Below are 16,366 nucleotides of genomic sequence, written 5' to 3'. Positions count from 1 at the left end.
ACCAGGTCGGCCTGCTTGCCCACTTCAATGGAGCCGATGCGGTCGCCGAAGCCCAGCGCGCGCGCGCCGCCCAGGGTGGCCGCACGCAGGGTGGTGGCCGCGTCCAGCGCGGTGGCGTCGTTGGCCACGGCCTTGGCCAGGATCGCCGCGGTGCGGTTCTCGCTGAACATGTCCAGGTCGTTGTTGCTGGCGCAGCCGTCGGTACCGATGGCCAGGTTGACACCGGCGCGCTGCAGGGCGCAGGCCGGGCAGAAGCCGGAGGCCAGCTTGAGGTTGGATTCGGGGCAATGCACCACGCTGACGCCGCGCTCGGCGCACAGGTGGATTTCGGCCTCGGTCAGCTGGGTCATGTGCACCGCGATCAGGCGGTCGTCGACCAGGCCCAGCCGGTCCAGCCGCGCCAGCGGGCGCTGGCCGTGCAGCTTGATCGAGTCGCTGATTTCCTGCGCGGTCTCGTGCGTGTGCAGGTGCACCTGCATGTCCAGCTGGTCGGACAGCATGCGCACGCGTTCGAAATTGGCGTCGTTGACGGTGTACGGCGCGTGCGGGGCGAACGAGGTGCCGATCAGCGGGTCGTTGCGCCACTGGTCGTGCAGTTCGCCGGCCTTGGCGAAGTACTCGTCGTCGGTCTTGGCCCAGGCGGTCGGGAAATCGATGATCACCGCACCGACCAGCGCACGGAAGCCGTGCTGCTTGTAGACGGCGGCCTGGACGTCGGCGAAGAAGTAGTTTTCGTTGGCGCAGGTGGTGCCGCCGCGCAGCATCTCGGCGATGGCCAGGGTGGTGCCGTCGGCCACGAACTCCGGCCCGATCACCGCCGCTTCCACCGGCCAGATGTGCTGCTGCAGCCACACCATCAGCGGCAGGTCGTCGGCAACGCCGCGCAGCAGCGTCATCGGGTTGTGCGTATGCGCATTGACCAGGCCGGGCATCAGCGCCGCATCGGGTCGCGAGACGGTCTGCGTCGGGGCGAAGCGCGCACGCGCCTCGGCACGCGGCAGGATGGCGATGATTTCGCTGCCGCGCACGGCCACGGCATGGTCTTCCAGCACCACCGCATGCGGTTCGATCGGGACCACGTAACCGGCTTCGATCAACAGGTCACAGGGTTCGGGAATGCGGTTGGTGTCGGTCATGCGGTCTCACTTTATCGATGAATCATTACGACAGCGCCGGGCAGAGCCCGGCGCCACCGTCATTCGACCGTGGGTCGAATTATTTACCGGCGCGGGCCGAGTACTCGCCCGAGCGGGTGTCGACCTTGATGATTTCATCCTGGCTGACGAACAGCGGCACGCGGACCACGGCGCCGGTTTCCAGGGTGGCCGGCTTGCCGCCGCCGCCGGAGGTATCGCCACGAACGCCCGGGTCGGTCTCGGTGATCTTCAGTTCGACGAAGTTCGGCGGCTGCACGAAGATCGGCTCGCCGTTCCACAGGGTCACGATGCAGGACTCTTCACCCTTCAGCCACTTCTCGGCGCCGCCCATGCCCGACTTGGTGGCCTGGACCTGCTCGAAGGATTCCGGGTCCATGAAGTGCCAGTACTCGCCATCGGTGTACATGTAGTTCATGTTGGTGTCGACAACGTCCGCCTTCTCCACGTCGTCGGTCGCCTTCATGGTCATTTCGACCACGCGGCCCGACTTGATGAAGCGGTACTTCATGCGGGTGAAGGCCTGGCCCTTGCCCGGCTTGACGTACTCGGTCTCGGTGATGACCGCCGGTTCATTGTTGACCAGGATCTTCATCCCGTTCTTGACGTCGTTCATGCCAACAGTGGCCATGCTGAAACTCCTGAATGGGCAAACGCCGCGCAGGCGCGGCGAGCCGGATAGAATGGAAAAGCTACCCCTATGATAACCGCAGGCCCCCATTCCATGCAGCTCTCCGCCACGCCCCTGCCCTCCCCCGTACGCTGGCAACAGCTGTGGCGCGAGGCGGTGCGCGACCCGCGCGCCCTGCTGGGGCAGCTCGGGCTGGACCCGGACGAACTGCCGCTCTCGGCCGAGGCCGCCCAGCAGTTCGCGCTGCGCGTACCGCAGGGCTTCATCGCCCGCATGCGCCAGGGTGACCGCCACGACCCCCTGCTGCGCCAGGTGTTGCCGGTCACCGACGAGCTGCAGCACGCGCCGGGCTTCACCCTGGACGCGGTCGGCGACGGCCTGGCCCGCAAGGCCACCGGGGTGATCCAGAAGTACCAGGGCCGGGCCCTGCTGGTGACCACCGGCAGCTGCGCGATCAACTGCCGCTACTGCTTCCGCCGGCATTTCGACTACGGCACCGAGAACGCGGCCCGTGAAGGCTGGCGCGAGGCGGTGGACGCGATCGCGCAGGACCCGGGCATCGACGAGGTGATCCTGTCCGGCGGCGACCCGCTGTCGCTGGCCACCCACAAGCTGGTGGAGCTGACCCAGGCGCTGAAGCAGATTCCGCACCTGCGCCGCCTGCGCATCCACAGCCGCCTGCCGGTGGTGCTGCCCGAGCGGGTGGACGACGAGCTGGTGCAGTGGATCGCCTCGCTGCCGTGGCCGGTGGCCTTCGTGATCCATGCCAACCATGCCAACGAGTTCGATACGGCGGTGGATGCGGCAATGGCGCGCCTGCGCGACGCCGGCGCCACGCTGCTGAACCAGGCGGTGCTGTTGCGTGGGGTGAATGATTCGCTGCAGGCGCTGCAGGACCTGAGCGAGCGCAGCTTTGCTGCGGGCGTGCTGCCGTATTACCTGTACCAGGTGGACCGCGTGCAGGGCGTGGCGCATTTCGAAGTGGACGATGCCACGGCGAAGGCATTGCATGCGCAGCTGACGGCGAGGTTGTCGGGGTATCTGGTGCCGAAGCTCGTTCGAGAGATTTCCGGGGATTCGAGCAAACGGCCGGTGTGACGCTGGATGGGGCCAAACGCGACGTATCCGAATTTGCGGACGTTACCGTTGACCGGACACGACCATGCATCCGAAGCCAATGGTTGATTGATCCCAATGCCAATGGGCCCGTATGAATTCGTAGCCCCGGCCGTTGGCCGGACACCGCGCGCAGCGCGGCACAAATGTCCGAAGCCCATGCAATGCGGTGTCGATCATCCAACCGGCGTTTGGACGTTCCGAAGACGCCCGTCAGACGTTCATGACCCCGGATCGAAAAGCAGCCGGCCAACGGCCGGCGCTACCGTCGGCTTCGGAACGTCCAAACGCCGGACGAGTCGACGGAACCGCGTTTTACCGCCTCCGGACACTTGTGCCGCGCTGCGCGCGGTGTCCGGCCAACGGCCGGGGCTACGAATTGTTACGTAACGTCCGGAGATCGGGATCAATCAATCCACGGGCGAGGAAGATTCGCGGGCCCTTTTTTCACCGACCCGACTCAATCATCTCCACCACCTCGGTCGCGGTGATCGGCACGCTCAGCCAATACCCCTGCGCCAGGTCGCAACCGCGCTGGCTCAGCAGGTCGAACTGCACTTCCTGCTCGATGCCCTCGGCCACGACGGTGATGCCCAGCGCATGCGCCATGGCGATGATCGCCGTGGTCAGGGCCAGGTCGTCCGGGTCGCGCTGCATGTCGGCCACGAAGCTCTTGTCGATCTTCACGCCGTCCACCGGCACCTGGCGCAGATGGCTCAGCCCCGAGAAACCGGTGCCGAAGTCGTCCAACCAGACCTTCACACCAGTACGGTGCAGCTTGTCCAGCAGCTGCGCGGCCAGCATTTCATCGCCGATCACCGCCGTTTCGGTCAGCTCCAGGTGCAAGCGCGCCGCCGGCAGGCCGGTGTCGCGCAGGCAGTCGGCCACCAGGCTCGGCAGCTCGCCGCCACGCAGCTGGCGCGGGGAGACGTTCACCGAGACGAACATGCCCTCGCCGTCGCTGGAATGCGGCCACTGCACCGCTTCCATGCACGCCGCGCGCAGCACCTTGGGCCCGATCACTTCGATCAGGCCGCTCTGCTCGGCCACTTCGATGAACACCGACGGCGGAATCGTGCCCAGGGTCGGGTGCTGCCAGCGCAGCAGCACTTCCACGCCCACCATGCGGCGGTCGCGGGTACGGAAGATGGGCTGGTAGACCAGCCGCAGTTCGCCGCGCTCCCACGCGCCGCGCAGCTCCTGCTCCATGTGCACGCGGCGCTCCACCGCATGGTCCATGGCCCGGCTGTAGTAGCGGTAGCAGTTCTTGCCGGCGACCTTGGCCTGGTACATGGCGATGTCGCCATTCTTCAGCAGCGTGGTCGCATCGGCCGCATCGTCGGGGAACAGGGTCACGCCGATGGAGGTGCCCAGGAACAGCTCCCGGCCCTGCACCACCAGCGGCTTGCTGAGTTCACGGACGAGGATCTCGGCCAGCTGGCGCGCGCTCGCCGCCACATCGCCGTCGCCGATCAGGATCACGAATTCGTCGCCGCCGAAGCGGGCCAGGAGCGCTTCGTCGCCCCCGGCCTGGGCCACGGCGGCGCTGATGCGCTGGGCGAACTGCAGCAGGGCCTCGTCACCGGCCTCGTGGCCGAGGGTGTCGTTGACCCGCTTGAAGTCGTCCATGTCGGCAAACAGCAGGCCCAACCGGTGGTTGGAGGCCCGTGCCGCCATCAACCGGTGGTCCAGCGCCTCGCGGAACGCCAGGCGGTTGGTCAGCCCGGTCAGGGCGTCGGTGTAGGCCATGTGCCGCACTTCGCGGTCGTGGCGGGCAATGGCCTCGCTCATCCGGCCGAACGCGCGCACCAGTTCGCCCACCTCGTCCTGGCGGTTGCTCTGGCTCAGCTGCGGGCGATAGTCGCCCGCCTCGATCTGCCGAGCGGCGGCGGCCAGCCCGCGGATCGGCGTCACCAGGGTGCGCTGCACGTAGATCACCACCAGCACGCCGATGCCGACCAGCAGGCCCAGCATCAGCAGCAGCCAGCCCAGGTGGCGCTTGCCCACCTGCTGCAGGCGTTCGCCCAGGGTCTGGTTGGCCCGCTGCTCCATGGCCTGCACGTCATCGAGCGCCATGCCGACGCGGACGCCGCCGATACGCTGGTTGCCGACCATGATCGGCATCGCGTTGTCGAGCACCTTGGGCGACTGCTGCACCACCAGCGTGCGCGCGGCCACGGCGCCGGACGCCAGCGGGTCCTGCATGGGCCGCCCGAAGTCGATGACCTCGGTGGAGCCGTCGTGGATGAGCTTGCCGTCCTCGTCGAACACCAGCACGTAGCGCACCACCTGCTGCCGCGAGGTGTTGCGCACCAGCGCGCCGACCTGTTCCAGGTCGTTGTAGTACAACGGGTTGGCCAAGGCATCGGACAGCTCGCGCGCCAGGGCCTCGCCCCGGCTGCGCACGCTGCGGTCGAACAGGTCGTGGATGACGTTGCCGCTGAGGTGCTTGACCTCATCCTGCATCGTCGCCTGGCGCCCCAACACCACGGCCACGATCGCCACCACCACCAACATCGCCCCACCCATCGCCAATACGAAGCGGGACTGCATTCCGGAACCCAACGGCCTCATTCCACTTCCATCCGCACGCGTGTAAGACCCTGTTTCAATTCATCCAAACGGTGCTGCATCTGCGCATCCACCCGATGGAACCCGGACGTACCAAAAAACTTATCCAGCGCATCCTGCGCCTGCGGATCCGATGCTGCCTCCAGCAACACCTGCTGCAACCGGTCGCGCACTTTCGGGTCGAGCCCTGCACGCACCACTTCCACCGCACGCGGGTACGGCTCGGTGCGGTAGATGACCCGGAAGTCCCGCCGGAACGTGGCCGGAATGCGGTGCGGGTCTCCCCAATCCACACTGCTCACGGCCCCGGCGTCGACCACGCCCTTGTGCACGAAGGTGGCAATGTTGCCCTCCGAGCGCGCAAACACATAGCCCACCGTGTCCGGCGCGGCCGCGTCGCGCGCGGACAACAGGATCTCCGGGGTCAGCCCGTTCTGCAACAGGGTCATCACCGGCACGAGGTAGGCGCTGGTGGAAGCCACGTTCTGCAGGGCCAGGGTGTGCCCCTTCAGCTCGGCCAGCGAGGTGATCGGGCTGTCGCGGCGCACGAAGAAGACGGTGTGGTAATCGCGCACGCCGCTGCGTTCGGTGAGCAGCAGGGGCTTGGCGCCACTGCGCAGGCCCAGGTTGACGGCGGTACCGGCGGTTTCGGTGACCCAGTCGACCCGGCCACGGCGCAGGTAGCTGGCCATCTGCTGCGCATCGGGCGCCATCAGGATGCGGCCTTCGGTGATGCCGACGTCGCGCATGCGCGGAACCACGTAATCGAGCAGGGGCTGCAGTTGCGCATAGTGTGACTTGGGGTTGTCGCTGATCCGGCCCAGCACGAGCACGTGCTCAGGGTCTGCGTTGTCAGGGCCTGCGGCCGCCGCGCCGGTCATCGCGATGATGGCCAGACACAGCAACCCTCCCTGCAACAGCCATCGCAGTCCCGGCAATCCCATTCGCTCCCCCCAAGGAATCGAAACAGCCTACCCGAAAAAGTGAGACGTGCGTCAGCTCATTCGGGCTTCTGGTTCGCCAATCGCGCCATGCGCTGGGCATCGGACAGGATGCCGCGCAGCAGGCGCACTTCCTGTTCGCTCAGTTCGGTGCGCAGGAACAGGCGGCGCAGCTTGCGCATGGCCGAATCCGGGGCGCGGCCCTTGTGGAAGTCGATGTCGTCCAGGGCCTGCCCCAGCTGGCCGAACAGGCCTTCGACCTGGGCGTGGCTGGCCGGCTGTTCGCGGTATTCGGGGTCGGCCGGACTGGCCGCCTCGACGCCGCCCAGGCTGGCCATGCGCAGTTCATAGGCCAGCACCTGCACGGCGGCGGCCAGGTTCAGGGAGCTGAAGTCCGGGTTGGACGGAATATGCACGGCCAGGTGGCACAGCTGCAGTTCTTCGTTGGTCAGGCCGGTGCGCTCGCGCCCGAATACGAAGGCCACTTCGCCATCCGCTTCCGCCGCCTTGGCCAGGGCGCGCTGCGCGGCGACGCCGGGCAGCAGCTCTTCAAGCTGAACGCGGCGGGCACGTGCGGTGCAGCCCAGCACCAGCCGGCAGTCGGCCACGGCCTCGGCCAGGGTGGCGACGACGGGGGCGTCGCCCAGGACGTCTTCGGCGCCGGCCGAACGCCGGAATGCCTCGTCATCCAGCGGCTTTTCGGGCGCCACGAGCACGAGTCGGCCCAGCCCCATGGTCTTCATGGCGCGCGCCGCAGCCCCCATGTTGCCGGGGTGCTGGGTGCCAACAAGGACGAAACGGATGCGGGACGGAGCGGTTTCAATAGACATGAACAGGCCAAACGCGAGCAGGACAGTCACAAATGGTAAACTGTGCGACCGGCCTCTGCGCCGGGACCGCTCTTTTCCCCCGCCAGTACCCCCCACTCTGCCTTTCCGGGAGCTTTTCGCCATGCAGAAACCCGCCGTCACCGTCATGGTCAAGGCCGCCCGCCTCGCCGGCAACGTCCTGTTGCGCAACATCAACAAGCTCGAGGCGTTGAACGTCGTGCAGAAGGGGCGCATGGACTATGCCAGTGAAGTCGATGCAGATGCGGAAAAGGTCATCGTCAAGGAACTGAAGCGCGCCTACCCTGAATACGGGATCATCGGCGAAGAAGGTGGCACCCAGGGTGCCAACCGCTATATGTGGGTCATCGACCCGCTCGACGGCACCAGCAACTACCTGCGCGGCTTCCCGCATTACTGCGTGTCCATCGCGCTGGTCGAGAACGGCGAGCCGATCGACGCAGTCATTTTCGACCCGCTCCGCAATGAACTGTTCACCGCCAGCCGCGGTGCCGGCGCGGTGCTGAACGACCGCCGCCTGCGCGTGGCCGACCGCAAGGACCTGGCCGGCGCGATGATCCACACCGGTTTCGCCCCGCGCGAGCGCAACCGCACCAGCGCCCAGCTGAAGGCGGTGGACGCGCTGCTGGTGCACGCCGAAGACATTCGCCGCACCGGTTCGGCGGCACTGGATCTGGCTTACGTGGCCTGTGGCCGCGCGGACGCCTACTTCGAAGCCGGTGTGAAGGGCTGGGACATCGCCGCCGGCGTGCTGCTGGTCCGCGAGGCCGGCGGCCGCGTCTGCGACTTCAAGGGCGCCACCCCGGCCCGCATGGACGGCCGCGGCCCGGAGAATCACCAGATCGTCGCCGGCAACGTGAAGAACACCGACATCCTGCAGAAGGTGCTGGTCAACACCGGCTACGCGGCAGAGTTCGACGCGAAGTTCTGATCGGGTTTGATGTGTGATCAGAAAAACGGCGCCTTTGGGTGCCGTTTTTGTTTGCGCTGTGGTCGGTATGTCGAATTTGTTGCGCGCTGTGTCCGGCATATCGAAACGGTAGATGCCGACCGTTGGTCGGCATGTCGAACCGGTAGGTACCGACCGTTGGTCGGTACCCAAAGCAAAAGCCGTGGTCTGCGAACGTTCGCGCGCTGGGCCGGCGGCGGCAGGCCCGCGGGGGACGCTGCAAGTACGTCCATGTAAGCTCAGTCGCCGCATCCATGCGGCTCATGCCCCCGCAAGCCTACCCCCGCCGACCCTTTTACGGTTGGTCGGTAGCCGTGGGCGAGCAACGGCAAGGCCAGTCCGGCATCCAGGATGCACGTCGCCGGTAGGGTCGGTTCCCAAACGACTGCCGTGAAACGACCCGCGCCCGATAACGCATGAAAATGGTCGAATCTGATGTTGATGTCCCATGGCCACCGCACAACTGTCAGAGGGTCGGCGGGTGCGGGGGTACGGGACCGCAGAAAACATGGATGTTTTCTACGAGCCCCCATGGATGGGTTAACGGCGTGTCCCGTACCCCCGCACCCGCCGGCCCTGCGCGCGAACGTCCGCAGACCAAGGCCTTTGCCGTGGGCTCCAAAACAAAAAAGCCCGGCCAAAGGCCGGGCGTTTCCATCAAACCAACACAACCCGCATTACGCCACGGTGTTGTTCGCGGCCTTCAGCGCGGCGATGCGCTCTTCCAGCGGCGGGTGGCTCAGGAACAGCTTCTTGGCCGTGGAGCCGGCAATGCCGAACGCCGCGATCTGGGTGGGCAGCGTGCTCTGGCCGTGGTTGAGTTTCAGGCGCTCCAGCGCCGAAATCATCTTCTGGCGGCCGGCCAGGTGCGCGCCGCCGGCGTCGGCGCGGAACTCGCGGTGGCGTGAGAACCACATCGCGATCATCGTCGCGAAGACACCCAGCACCATTTCCAGCAGGAACACGATGATGAAATAGGCGAACCCACGCCCGCCGCCTTCACGGTTGCCCGACAGCGCGCTGTCGATGATGCCGCCGACGATGCGCGCCAGCACGAACACGAAGGTGTTCAGCACGCCCTGCAGCAACGCCATGGTGATCATGTCGCCGTTGGCCACATGCGCGATTTCGTGGCCCAGCACCGCTTCGGCCTCGTCTTCGCTCATGTTGTGCAGCAGTCCGGTCGACACCGCCACCAGCGCATTGTTGCGATTGGCACCGGTCGCGAACGCGTTGATTTCCGGGCCGTCATAGACCGCCACTTCCGGCATGCCGATACCGGCTTCGCGCGCCTGGCGCTCCACGGTGGCCAGCAGCCATCGTTCGGTTGGGTTGCGTGGCTCGGTGATCACCACCGCGCCCGTGGAGCGCTTGGCCAGCCACTTGGACATCAGCAGCGATATGAAGGAGCCTCCGAAGCCGAGCACGGCGCCAAAGACCAGCAGACCGCTCATCGTGCCGGGATTCACGCCCAGTAGGCGCATCACCACGCTGGCCAGGATCAGCACGGCGAAGTTGGTCGCGAGGAAGAGAGCAATACGACTGAACATTAGAAAATGACGCTCGTTGGGGGGTGTTGACAGCAAATCTGCGGTGACTTCATGTTGAATTCAAGTCGCAACCTGACCGACGATTCATAGTTCATGTCCATGACTGCCTACCGCGGGCGCTTCGCCCCCTCGCCCACCGGCCCCCTCCACGCCGGCTCCCTGCTGGCTGCGCTGGGCAGCTGGCTGCTTGCCCGTCACGCCGCGGGACAGTGGCTGGTGCGGGTCGAAGACGTCGACCCGCCCCGCACCGTGCCCGGCGCCATCGACCAGCAACTGACCGCCCTGGCCGCTTTCGGGCTGGCCAGCGATGAACCGATTGTTCATCAGAGCCGGCGCGACGCGCTCTACCAGCATGCCCTCGACCGCCTGTTGGCCGAGGACAAGGCCTTCGCCTGCCACTGCAGCCGCACCGACCTGGCCGACCAGCACGGTATTCATCATTACTGCGTGGCACGTACCGAGCGCGAACGACCGGCCATCCGCCTGCGCGTGCCGCCCGGCAGCATGGTCACCTTCCAGGACGGCCTGCGCGGCCGGATCCACCAGGACGTGCATGCCGAGGTAGGCGACTTCGTCCTGCGCCGGGCCGACGGCTACTGGGCCTACCAGCTGGCCGTGGTGGTCGACGACGGCGACCAGGCCATCACCGACGTGGTGCGCGGCGCCGACCTGCTTGATTCCACCCCGCGGCAGATCCTGCTGCAGCAGGCGCTCGGCCTGACCACCCCGCGCTACCTGCACCTGCCGCTGCTGCTCGAACCGGACGGGATCAAGCTCTCCAAATCCGCCGCCGCGCGGCCGGTCGATGCGGGCCATCCCCTGCCGGCACTGCAGCGGGCCTGGGCCCAGCTCGGACAGGACCCGTCGCGGCTGGTCGGTTGTCGGAGCGTGGCCCAGCTGCTGGAGGCGGCCGTTGCCGGCTTCGACCCGGCACGATTGCCACCGGGCGACATCCGGCTTGACGTGGACGCCCCTTGAGCCGCCCATTTTTCGCCACGATGTTGCAGAATCGCTGTCCCCCTTGTTGGTCCTGCCTTTCGGAGTAGCTGCTCATGACATCTCGCGTCGCACTGGTCACCGGCGGTACCGGCGGTATCGGATCCGCCATCTGCCAACGCCTGGCCGACCAGGGCCATCGGGTTGCCACCAACTACCGTGACGAGGCCAAGGCACTGGCCTGGCGCGAAAAGATGCTGGCGCGTGGGTGCGACGTGGCGATGTTCCCCGGCGACGTCGCCGACCCGGGTACCGCCGAAAAGATGGTGCACGCCGTCGAGGCCGCGCTGGGCCCGGTCGAGATCCTGGTCAACAACGCCGGCATCACCCGCGACACCACCTTCCACCGCATGCGCGCCGACCAGTGGCACGACGTGATCAACACCAACCTCAACTCGGTGTTCAACGTCACCCGCCCGGTCATCGAAGGCATGCGCCGCCGCGGCTGGGGCCGGGTCATCCAGATCAGCTCCATCAACGGCCTGAAGGGCCAGTACGGCCAGGCCAACTACGCCGCCGCCAAGGCCGGCATGCACGGCTTCACCATCTCGCTGGCACGCGAGAATGCGGGCTTCGGCATCACCGTCAACACCATCTCGCCGGGCTACGTGGCCACCGACATGGTCATGGCCGTGCCGGACGAAGTCCGCGCCAAGATCATCGCCGACATCCCAACCGGCCGCCTCGGCAGGCCGGAAGAAATCGCCTACGCCGTCGCCTTCCTCGTCGCCGAAGAAGCCGCCTGGATCACCGGCTCGAACCTCGACATCAACGGCGGCCACCACATGGGCTGGTAACGGTTACACCGTTACGTAATGTCGGCTGGAGGAGAGCCCCCTTTTGTTAAAGGGGGCGCGCCAACGGCGCGGGGATTAGGAGGCATGCCGCCAGGGGCCCACGTTTTGCGCAGCAAAACGTGGGCAGCGAAGCAGGGCGTAGCGCAGCAGGCGTTGCGATGACCAGAAAATGCTGCACAAATGCTGCGCAGCATGAAGAATGGGACTGAATGACCAAAGACGGTTGCAACGCCTGCTGCGCTGCGCCATGCTTCGCGTCTACGCTGACGAGTGATTGCTTCATGGCTGCGAACCGCATCATCAAGAAGTATCCGAACCGCCGTCTCTACGACACCGAAATCTCCAGCTACATCACGATAGAGGATGTGCGCCAGCTGATCCTGGACGGCGAGGACTTTGAAGTCCGCGACGCCAAGAGCGGCGACGACCTGACCCGCTCGGTGCTGCTGCAGATCATTGCCGACCAGGAGCAGGACGGCGAGCCGATGCTCTCCACCCAGCTGCTCAGCCAGCTGATCCGCTTCTACGGCGATTCCCTGCAGGGCTTCATGGGCAACTACCTGGAGCGCAGCATGCAGGTCTTCCTGGACCAGCAGCAGCAGTTCCGTCAGCAGATGGGCAATCTGCTCGGCCAGACCCCGTGGGCCATGATGAACCAGCTCACCGAGCGCAACATGGAGCTGTGGCAGGACTTCCAGCGCAACATGGGCAGCGGTTTCGGCCCGCGTCCGCCGGGCACCTCCACCGGCACGGGTACCGGTACCGGCACGGGCAAGCCCGAGGCGCCCACGGCCGGCAAGACCCGCCGTTGATCTCCCCCGCCCGGCACCGCCGGGCCGAATGAAAAAAGGCGCAGCCTCACGGCCGCGCCTTTTTCATCTCCGGGTCCAGGCGATGGCTCAGCGCTTGGGCTTACCTTTGGCGCACCCGGTGCAGACCCGCTCCACCTCGTAGCCCTTGGCGCGCAGCTTCTCCACCACGCCGTCCTCGCCCAGCAGGTGCAGCGTGCCCACCACTACCAGCGTGCCGCCCTGCCCGGCCTTCAACTGCTGCTGCAGCTTGGGCACCCAGGCGTCGTTGCGGTCGGTATTGATGCGCTTGTACAGCTGCGGGTACTGGCCGCGCATTTCCACCGCCATCGAGGTCCACAACAGCTTGTCGTCGCCGCGGCGCCAGGCGTCATGCAGCTTGCGCCCCATGGCATCGGCCTGGTCGGCCTGGTCCAGCGCCTCGGCCACCATCTGCTGCTGCTCCTGGGCCGACATGCCCGACAGCACCGCCACCTGGGTGTCGATGTCTTCCAGACCGCTGGTGGGCTTGCCGGCGTCCGCCGCACGCGTCATGAAGTGGCGGTCCAGGCCCAGCTCGGGGTCCAGGCCCATCTTGGTGAACTGCCCCAGCGTGATGGTCAGGCCCACGAACCACGGCTTCATGCCCTGCAGCTGCGCCAGCGGCAGGTTGTTGGCCCGCGCGTACGCCTGCAATTTGGTCCAGGTCGGCGCGTCCAGGTCGCGCTTGAGTTCGCTGCCGTCGGTGCGCATCGCCGCCTGCAGCATTTTCCGGGTCAGCTCCGGCGACTGCATGTCCTGCGGCGAGAGTTCGAACACCACCCGCTTGGACGCGGCAAACGCCTGGTCCACGTCAGCAGCCACCGGGTAATCGTCGGCGCGCAGCATATGGAAGGACCCCAGCAGGTACAGGCGGCTGTCGCCCGGCCCGGTCACCTTCCACAGCAGCGGCACCGGCGAACCGGCGGCCGCAGCCGGCGCGGCGGCCACCGCAGCGGCGCTGGCCAGCAACAGCCCACTGGCAAGCAGCAACGGCGCTGCCAGTCGCTTCAACATCGACATGCTCAACTCTCTCTCTCAGGGGCGTGGTAAGCCTGCTCGCCGGCCTCGACGCGCAGGTCCAGGCGGTTTTCAGGCGGCGTCAGCGGGCACGTGGCGAACGGCGTGAACGCACACGGCGGGTTGTAGGCGTGGTTGAAATCGATCAGCACCGTGCCGCTGCCATCGGGCGCGGGCAGGTCCAGGTAGCGCCCGGCCGGGTAGCTGCCGTGGCCGCTGGTGCGGTCGGCGAAGATCACGAACAGCTCGCGGCCGGGCTCGCCCAGCGCTTCCAGCCACCAGGTCTTGCCCTCGTGCTCGAACTCCAGCGCGCCCGAATTGGGCATCTCGGTGGTCAGCCCGGTGATGTCCACGATCGGCAGGGTCTTGCCAGCCGGGTGCGGGATGAAGCGCGCGGTCACCTTCCAGTCCGGGCCACCCGGCCAATAGGTGAGGCCGGTGAAGTCGCTGCGCGAATAGGCATCGGCGTGCTTCACCCGCAGCGCGTAGCGCGCGCCGCGATGGATGAGGCTGAGCTGGCCCTTGCCGTCGTCGAAGGCGATCAGGGTCGGCGACGGATCGCGGTCGCTGTTGAAGCGGATGCGCCCGGTGAGCGGCTTGCCGTCCACGCTCAAGGCCGCGCCGCGCTCCGGGGTGAACGTGACCGTATCGCCGTTCTGCGCCACCATGCCCAGCTTGGCTGGCCCCACGGCGAGGCGGATGCCGCTGCCCGGGCCGCTGCCGATGTAGTGCGCCTTGTGCTCCAGCCAATGCAGGCCCACCAGGCTGGTCCAGCCGTCGGGCGCGTGCAGCTCGGTGTAGCGCTGCTGCCGCCATTGCTGCTGTTCGGCGGTAAACGCCGGGTCCACCGCCACCGGTGCCGGCGCGGTTTCCTTGTCGCCGCAGCCTGCCAGTCCCAGCGCCAGCAGTGCTGCGCCAAGTCCCCATCCCCAATTACGCATCGTGCTCCCCTTCAACGTCCGCGCAGGAACCAGCGGTCGATTTCCGCCAGTGAAAAACGGGCCCAGGTCGGCCGGCCATGGTTGCACTGGCCGGACCGCTCGGTCATTTCCATGTCGCGCAGCAGTGCGTTCATTTCCGGCAGCGTCAGCCGCCGGTTGGCCCGCACCGCGCCATGGCAGGCCATGGTCGACAGCAGTTCATCGCGCGCACTGGCAATGCGTCGGCTCTGGCCATGCTCGCGCAGGTCGGTGAGCACATCGCGCAGCAGGCCTTCCGGTTCGGCGTTGGCCAGCAGCGCCGGAATGCTGCGCACGTGCAGCGAGCCGGGACCGGAACGGGTGATCTCGAAACCGAGCGCGGTCAGCGTGTCGGCCTCGCGCTCGGCGGTGTCGGCGTCGCGCTCGCCCACCGCGAGCGTGATCGGCACCAGCAGCGGCTGCGCGTGCAGGCCGGTGGCGTCGTGCGCGGTCTTCAGGCGTTCGTAGCCGATCCGTTCGTGGGCGGCGTGCATGTCCACCACGATCAGCCCTTCGGCATTTTCCGCCAGCACGTAGATGCCGTGCAGCTGCGCCACCGCATAGCCCAGCGGCGGCACGCCGCTGTCCGCTGCCGTGACCGGCAAACCGTATTCGCTGGGCATCGGCGGGAGCGCGGTGTCCTCGCTGCCTGGCGGACGCGCATACAGCGCGGCATACGCCGACGGCGCGTCGGCCACCCGCAGGCCGAGCGGCGACTGCTGCGGGCGCCAGCCTGCGTTGCCCATGCCACCGCCGCCGCTGCCACCGCCGGCCAGCGCATAGCCGGTGCCTGCTGCGGCGCCGGCGTACACGGGCGCGGCGGCATCGGTCACCGCTTCGCTGCCGGTGCCGGTCGCGGTCATGCCCGCGCGGGTCTCGGCCAGCGCTTCCTTCAGCGTGCGGTAGACGAAATCATGGATCAGTCGCGAATCGCGGAAGCGGACCTCATGCTTGGCCGGGTGCACGTTGACGTCCACGCGGGTGGGGTCCAGCTCCAGGAACAGCACGTAGGCCGGCTGGCGGCCATGGAACAGCACATCGCCATAGGCCATCTTCACCGCATGCGCGACGCTGCGGTCGCGCACCGAGCGGCCGTTGACGTACAGGTACTGCTGGTCGGTACTGGCCCGCGAATAATGCGGCTGCGCGATCCACCCGTGCAGGCGCAGGCCGGCGCCGCTGTGGTCGACGCGCATCGCCTGGGTGGCGAAGTCCTCGCCCAGGGTCTCGCCCAGGCGTGCATCGGAATACAGGTCGCCCGGCTTGTAGCGCCGCGACGGCTTGCCGTTGTGCGATACGCGCAGTTCCACGTCGGGCCGGGCCAGGGCCAGCGAGCGCAGCCATTCTTCGATATGGCCCAGCTCGGTGCGTTCGGCACGCAGGAATTTGCGCCGTGCGGGCACGTTGTAGAACAGTTCGCGCACTTCCACGGTGGTGCCCTGCGCATGCGCACGCGGCGTTACCTCGCCCAGCTTGCCGCCTTCGATCTGCAGCGCCGAACCGTGCGCGTCACCGGCGCGGCGCGAGGTCAGGGTGAAGCGACTGACCGAGGCGATCGACGGCAGCGCCTCGCCCCGGAAGCCGAGCGTGGCCACGGCTTCCAGATCGTCCAGGCTGGCGATCTTGCTGGTGGCATGGCGGGACACGGCCAGCGGCAGTTCTTCCGGCGCAATGCCGCCGCCATCGTCACGAATGCGGATCAACCGCACGCCGCCTTCTTCCAGGTCGATATCCACGCGGGTGGCGCCGGCATCGAGCGCGTTTTCCACCAGTTCCTTGACCACCGACGCGGGGCGTTCGACGACCTCGCCCGCGGCGATCTGGTTGATGAGGATTTCGGGTAACTGGCGGATATTCATGGGGTGATGATAGCGAAGCGCGAACGGCTGCGTTTCTGTTTTTACGGGCGGGGGCCGGGCGACGGGCAGCCCCGCTCCGGGACACGCCGCAAGTACGTCCTTGTAGGCTGCTAGAAAACATCCATGTTTTCTAGCGTCCCTCCGGGGG

General features: G+C 67.1%; 14 protein-coding genes. 5 read left to right on the top strand and 9 right to left on the bottom strand.

All coding sequences use genetic code 11. The features are described from left to right. Both ACREPD_RS18330 and efp read right to left on the bottom strand, forming a co-directional pair. Nucleotides 1–1,136: TRZ/ATZ family hydrolase (locus tag ACREPD_RS18330; RefSeq protein WP_431600649.1), on the bottom strand; the 1,136-nt coding region annotated here is incomplete at its 3' end. Between the two features lie 79 nt (nucleotides 1,137–1,215). Beyond that, nucleotides 1,216–1,785 (bottom strand): elongation factor P, encoded by a 570-nt coding sequence (gene efp / locus ACREPD_RS18325; RefSeq protein WP_421570187.1) that lies wholly within the window; start codon nucleotides 1,783–1,785, stop codon nucleotides 1,216–1,218. Nucleotides 1,786–1,878: 93 nt separating this feature from the next. Here efp and epmB point away from each other — a divergent pair, with 93 nt between their 5' ends. Next, on the top strand, nucleotides 1,879–2,883 hold the full coding sequence (gene epmB / locus ACREPD_RS18320) for an EF-P beta-lysylation protein EpmB (RefSeq protein WP_431600648.1): 1,005 nt from the start codon (nucleotides 1,879–1,881) through the stop codon (nucleotides 2,881–2,883). Between the two features lie 465 nt (nucleotides 2,884–3,348). Here epmB and ACREPD_RS18315 read toward each other — a convergent pair whose 3' ends face one another. From ACREPD_RS18315 to ACREPD_RS18305, 3 genes are read right to left on the bottom strand one after another with little or no spacing between them, the layout of a single operon-like run. Then, complete coding sequence (locus ACREPD_RS18315; protein WP_431600647.1) at nucleotides 3,349–5,475, bottom strand: putative bifunctional diguanylate cyclase/phosphodiesterase; 2,127 nt, start codon at nucleotides 5,473–5,475, stop codon at nucleotides 3,349–3,351. Further along, nucleotides 5,472–6,416, bottom strand: a complete 945-nt coding sequence (locus tag ACREPD_RS18310) for a phosphate/phosphite/phosphonate ABC transporter substrate-binding protein (RefSeq protein WP_421570184.1) — start codon at nucleotides 6,414–6,416, stop codon at nucleotides 5,472–5,474. Before ACREPD_RS18310 ends, ACREPD_RS18315 begins: the two co-directional genes overlap by 4 nt. A 56-nt stretch (nucleotides 6,417–6,472) precedes the next feature. After that, complete coding sequence (locus tag ACREPD_RS18305; protein ID WP_421570183.1) at nucleotides 6,473–7,243, bottom strand: RNA methyltransferase; 771 nt, start codon at nucleotides 7,241–7,243, stop codon at nucleotides 6,473–6,475. A gap of 121 nt (nucleotides 7,244–7,364) precedes the next feature. Between ACREPD_RS18305 and ACREPD_RS18300 the strand changes: the two genes are divergently transcribed. Continuing rightward, nucleotides 7,365–8,192, top strand: coding sequence for an inositol monophosphatase family protein (locus tag ACREPD_RS18300; protein ID WP_421570182.1), 828 nt, complete (start codon nucleotides 7,365–7,367; stop codon nucleotides 8,190–8,192). A 695-nt stretch (nucleotides 8,193–8,887) separates the two neighbouring features. Here the strand turns inward: ACREPD_RS18300 and htpX are convergent. Then, nucleotides 8,888–9,760 carry a protease HtpX gene (gene htpX / locus ACREPD_RS18295; RefSeq protein ID WP_431600646.1) on the bottom strand — a complete coding sequence of 291 codons (873 nt, stop codon included), beginning with the start codon at nucleotides 9,758–9,760 and terminating at the stop codon, nucleotides 8,888–8,890. A gap of 93 nt (nucleotides 9,761–9,853) precedes the next feature. Here htpX and gluQRS point away from each other — a divergent pair, with 93 nt between their 5' ends. The 3 genes from gluQRS (at nucleotide 9,854) to phaR (ending at nucleotide 12,365) form a co-directional block, all read left to right on the top strand. Then, nucleotides 9,854–10,738 carry a tRNA glutamyl-Q(34) synthetase GluQRS gene (gene gluQRS / locus ACREPD_RS18290; protein WP_431600645.1) on the top strand — a complete coding sequence of 295 codons (885 nt, stop codon included), beginning with the start codon at nucleotides 9,854–9,856 and terminating at the stop codon, nucleotides 10,736–10,738. A 74-nt stretch (nucleotides 10,739–10,812) separates the two neighbouring features. Then, nucleotides 10,813–11,553, top strand: a complete 741-nt coding sequence (locus ACREPD_RS18285; RefSeq protein WP_431600644.1) for a beta-ketoacyl-ACP reductase — start codon at nucleotides 10,813–10,815, stop codon at nucleotides 11,551–11,553. Nucleotides 11,554–11,834: 281 nt separating this feature from the next. Further along, on the top strand, nucleotides 11,835–12,365 hold the full coding sequence (gene phaR, locus ACREPD_RS18280; RefSeq protein WP_431600643.1) for a polyhydroxyalkanoate synthesis repressor PhaR: 531 nt from the start codon (nucleotides 11,835–11,837) through the stop codon (nucleotides 12,363–12,365). Between the two features lie 87 nt (nucleotides 12,366–12,452). Here the strand turns inward: phaR and ACREPD_RS18275 are convergent, their stop codons facing one another. Genes ACREPD_RS18275 through mutL form a run of 3 tightly spaced genes read right to left on the bottom strand, consistent with a single transcriptional unit; the run spans nucleotide 12,453 to nucleotide 16,218 of the window. Further along, nucleotides 12,453–13,403: a TraB/GumN family protein gene (locus ACREPD_RS18275; protein WP_431600642.1), complete on the bottom strand. Its 951-nt coding sequence runs from the start codon at nucleotides 13,401–13,403 to the stop codon at nucleotides 12,453–12,455. 2 nt (nucleotides 13,404–13,405) lie between these two features. Next, nucleotides 13,406–14,341 (bottom strand): DUF1684 domain-containing protein, encoded by a 936-nt coding sequence (locus ACREPD_RS18270; protein WP_431600641.1) that lies wholly within the window; start codon nucleotides 14,339–14,341, stop codon nucleotides 13,406–13,408. An 11-nt stretch (nucleotides 14,342–14,352) separates the two neighbouring features. Next, nucleotides 14,353–16,218, bottom strand: coding sequence for a DNA mismatch repair endonuclease MutL (gene mutL / locus ACREPD_RS18265; RefSeq protein ID WP_431600640.1), 1,866 nt, complete (start codon nucleotides 16,216–16,218; stop codon nucleotides 14,353–14,355). Nucleotides 16,219–16,366: the final 148 nt, after the last annotated feature.

Origin of the sequence: Stenotrophomonas sp. (assembly GCF_050737075.1) — a bacterium.
Taxonomy (GTDB): domain Bacteria; phylum Pseudomonadota; class Gammaproteobacteria; order Xanthomonadales; family Xanthomonadaceae; genus Stenotrophomonas.
Note: the sequence above shows the minus strand (reverse complement) of the source record. Positions and strands in the feature narration are given on the sequence as shown.

Coding starts and splice junctions, on each gene's coding strand:
- efp (WP_421570187.1), bottom strand. CDS start 1,785: ATGGCCACTGTTGGCATGAACGACGTCAAGAACGGGATGAAGATCCTG.
- epmB (WP_431600648.1), top strand. CDS start 1,879: ATGCAGCTCTCCGCCACGCCCCTGCCCTCCCCCGTACGCTGGCAACAG.
- ACREPD_RS18315 (WP_431600647.1), bottom strand. CDS start 5,475: ATGAGGCCGTTGGGTTCCGGAATGCAGTCCCGCTTCGTATTGGCGATG.
- ACREPD_RS18310 (WP_421570184.1), bottom strand. CDS start 6,416: ATGGGATTGCCGGGACTGCGATGGCTGTTGCAGGGAGGGTTGCTGTGT.
- ACREPD_RS18305 (WP_421570183.1), bottom strand. CDS start 7,243: ATGTCTATTGAAACCGCTCCGTCCCGCATCCGTTTCGTCCTTGTTGGC.
- ACREPD_RS18300 (WP_421570182.1), top strand. CDS start 7,365: ATGCAGAAACCCGCCGTCACCGTCATGGTCAAGGCCGCCCGCCTCGCC.
- htpX (WP_431600646.1), bottom strand. CDS start 9,760: ATGTTCAGTCGTATTGCTCTCTTCCTCGCGACCAACTTCGCCGTGCTG.
- gluQRS (WP_431600645.1), top strand. CDS start 9,854: ATGTCCATGACTGCCTACCGCGGGCGCTTCGCCCCCTCGCCCACCGGC.
- ACREPD_RS18285 (WP_431600644.1), top strand. CDS start 10,813: ATGACATCTCGCGTCGCACTGGTCACCGGCGGTACCGGCGGTATCGGA.
- phaR (WP_431600643.1), top strand. CDS start 11,835: ATGGCTGCGAACCGCATCATCAAGAAGTATCCGAACCGCCGTCTCTAC.
- ACREPD_RS18275 (WP_431600642.1), bottom strand. CDS start 13,403: ATGTCGATGTTGAAGCGACTGGCAGCGCCGTTGCTGCTTGCCAGTGGG.
- ACREPD_RS18270 (WP_431600641.1), bottom strand. CDS start 14,341: ATGCGTAATTGGGGATGGGGACTTGGCGCAGCACTGCTGGCGCTGGGA.
- mutL (WP_431600640.1), bottom strand. CDS start 16,218: ATGAATATCCGCCAGTTACCCGAAATCCTCATCAACCAGATCGCCGCG.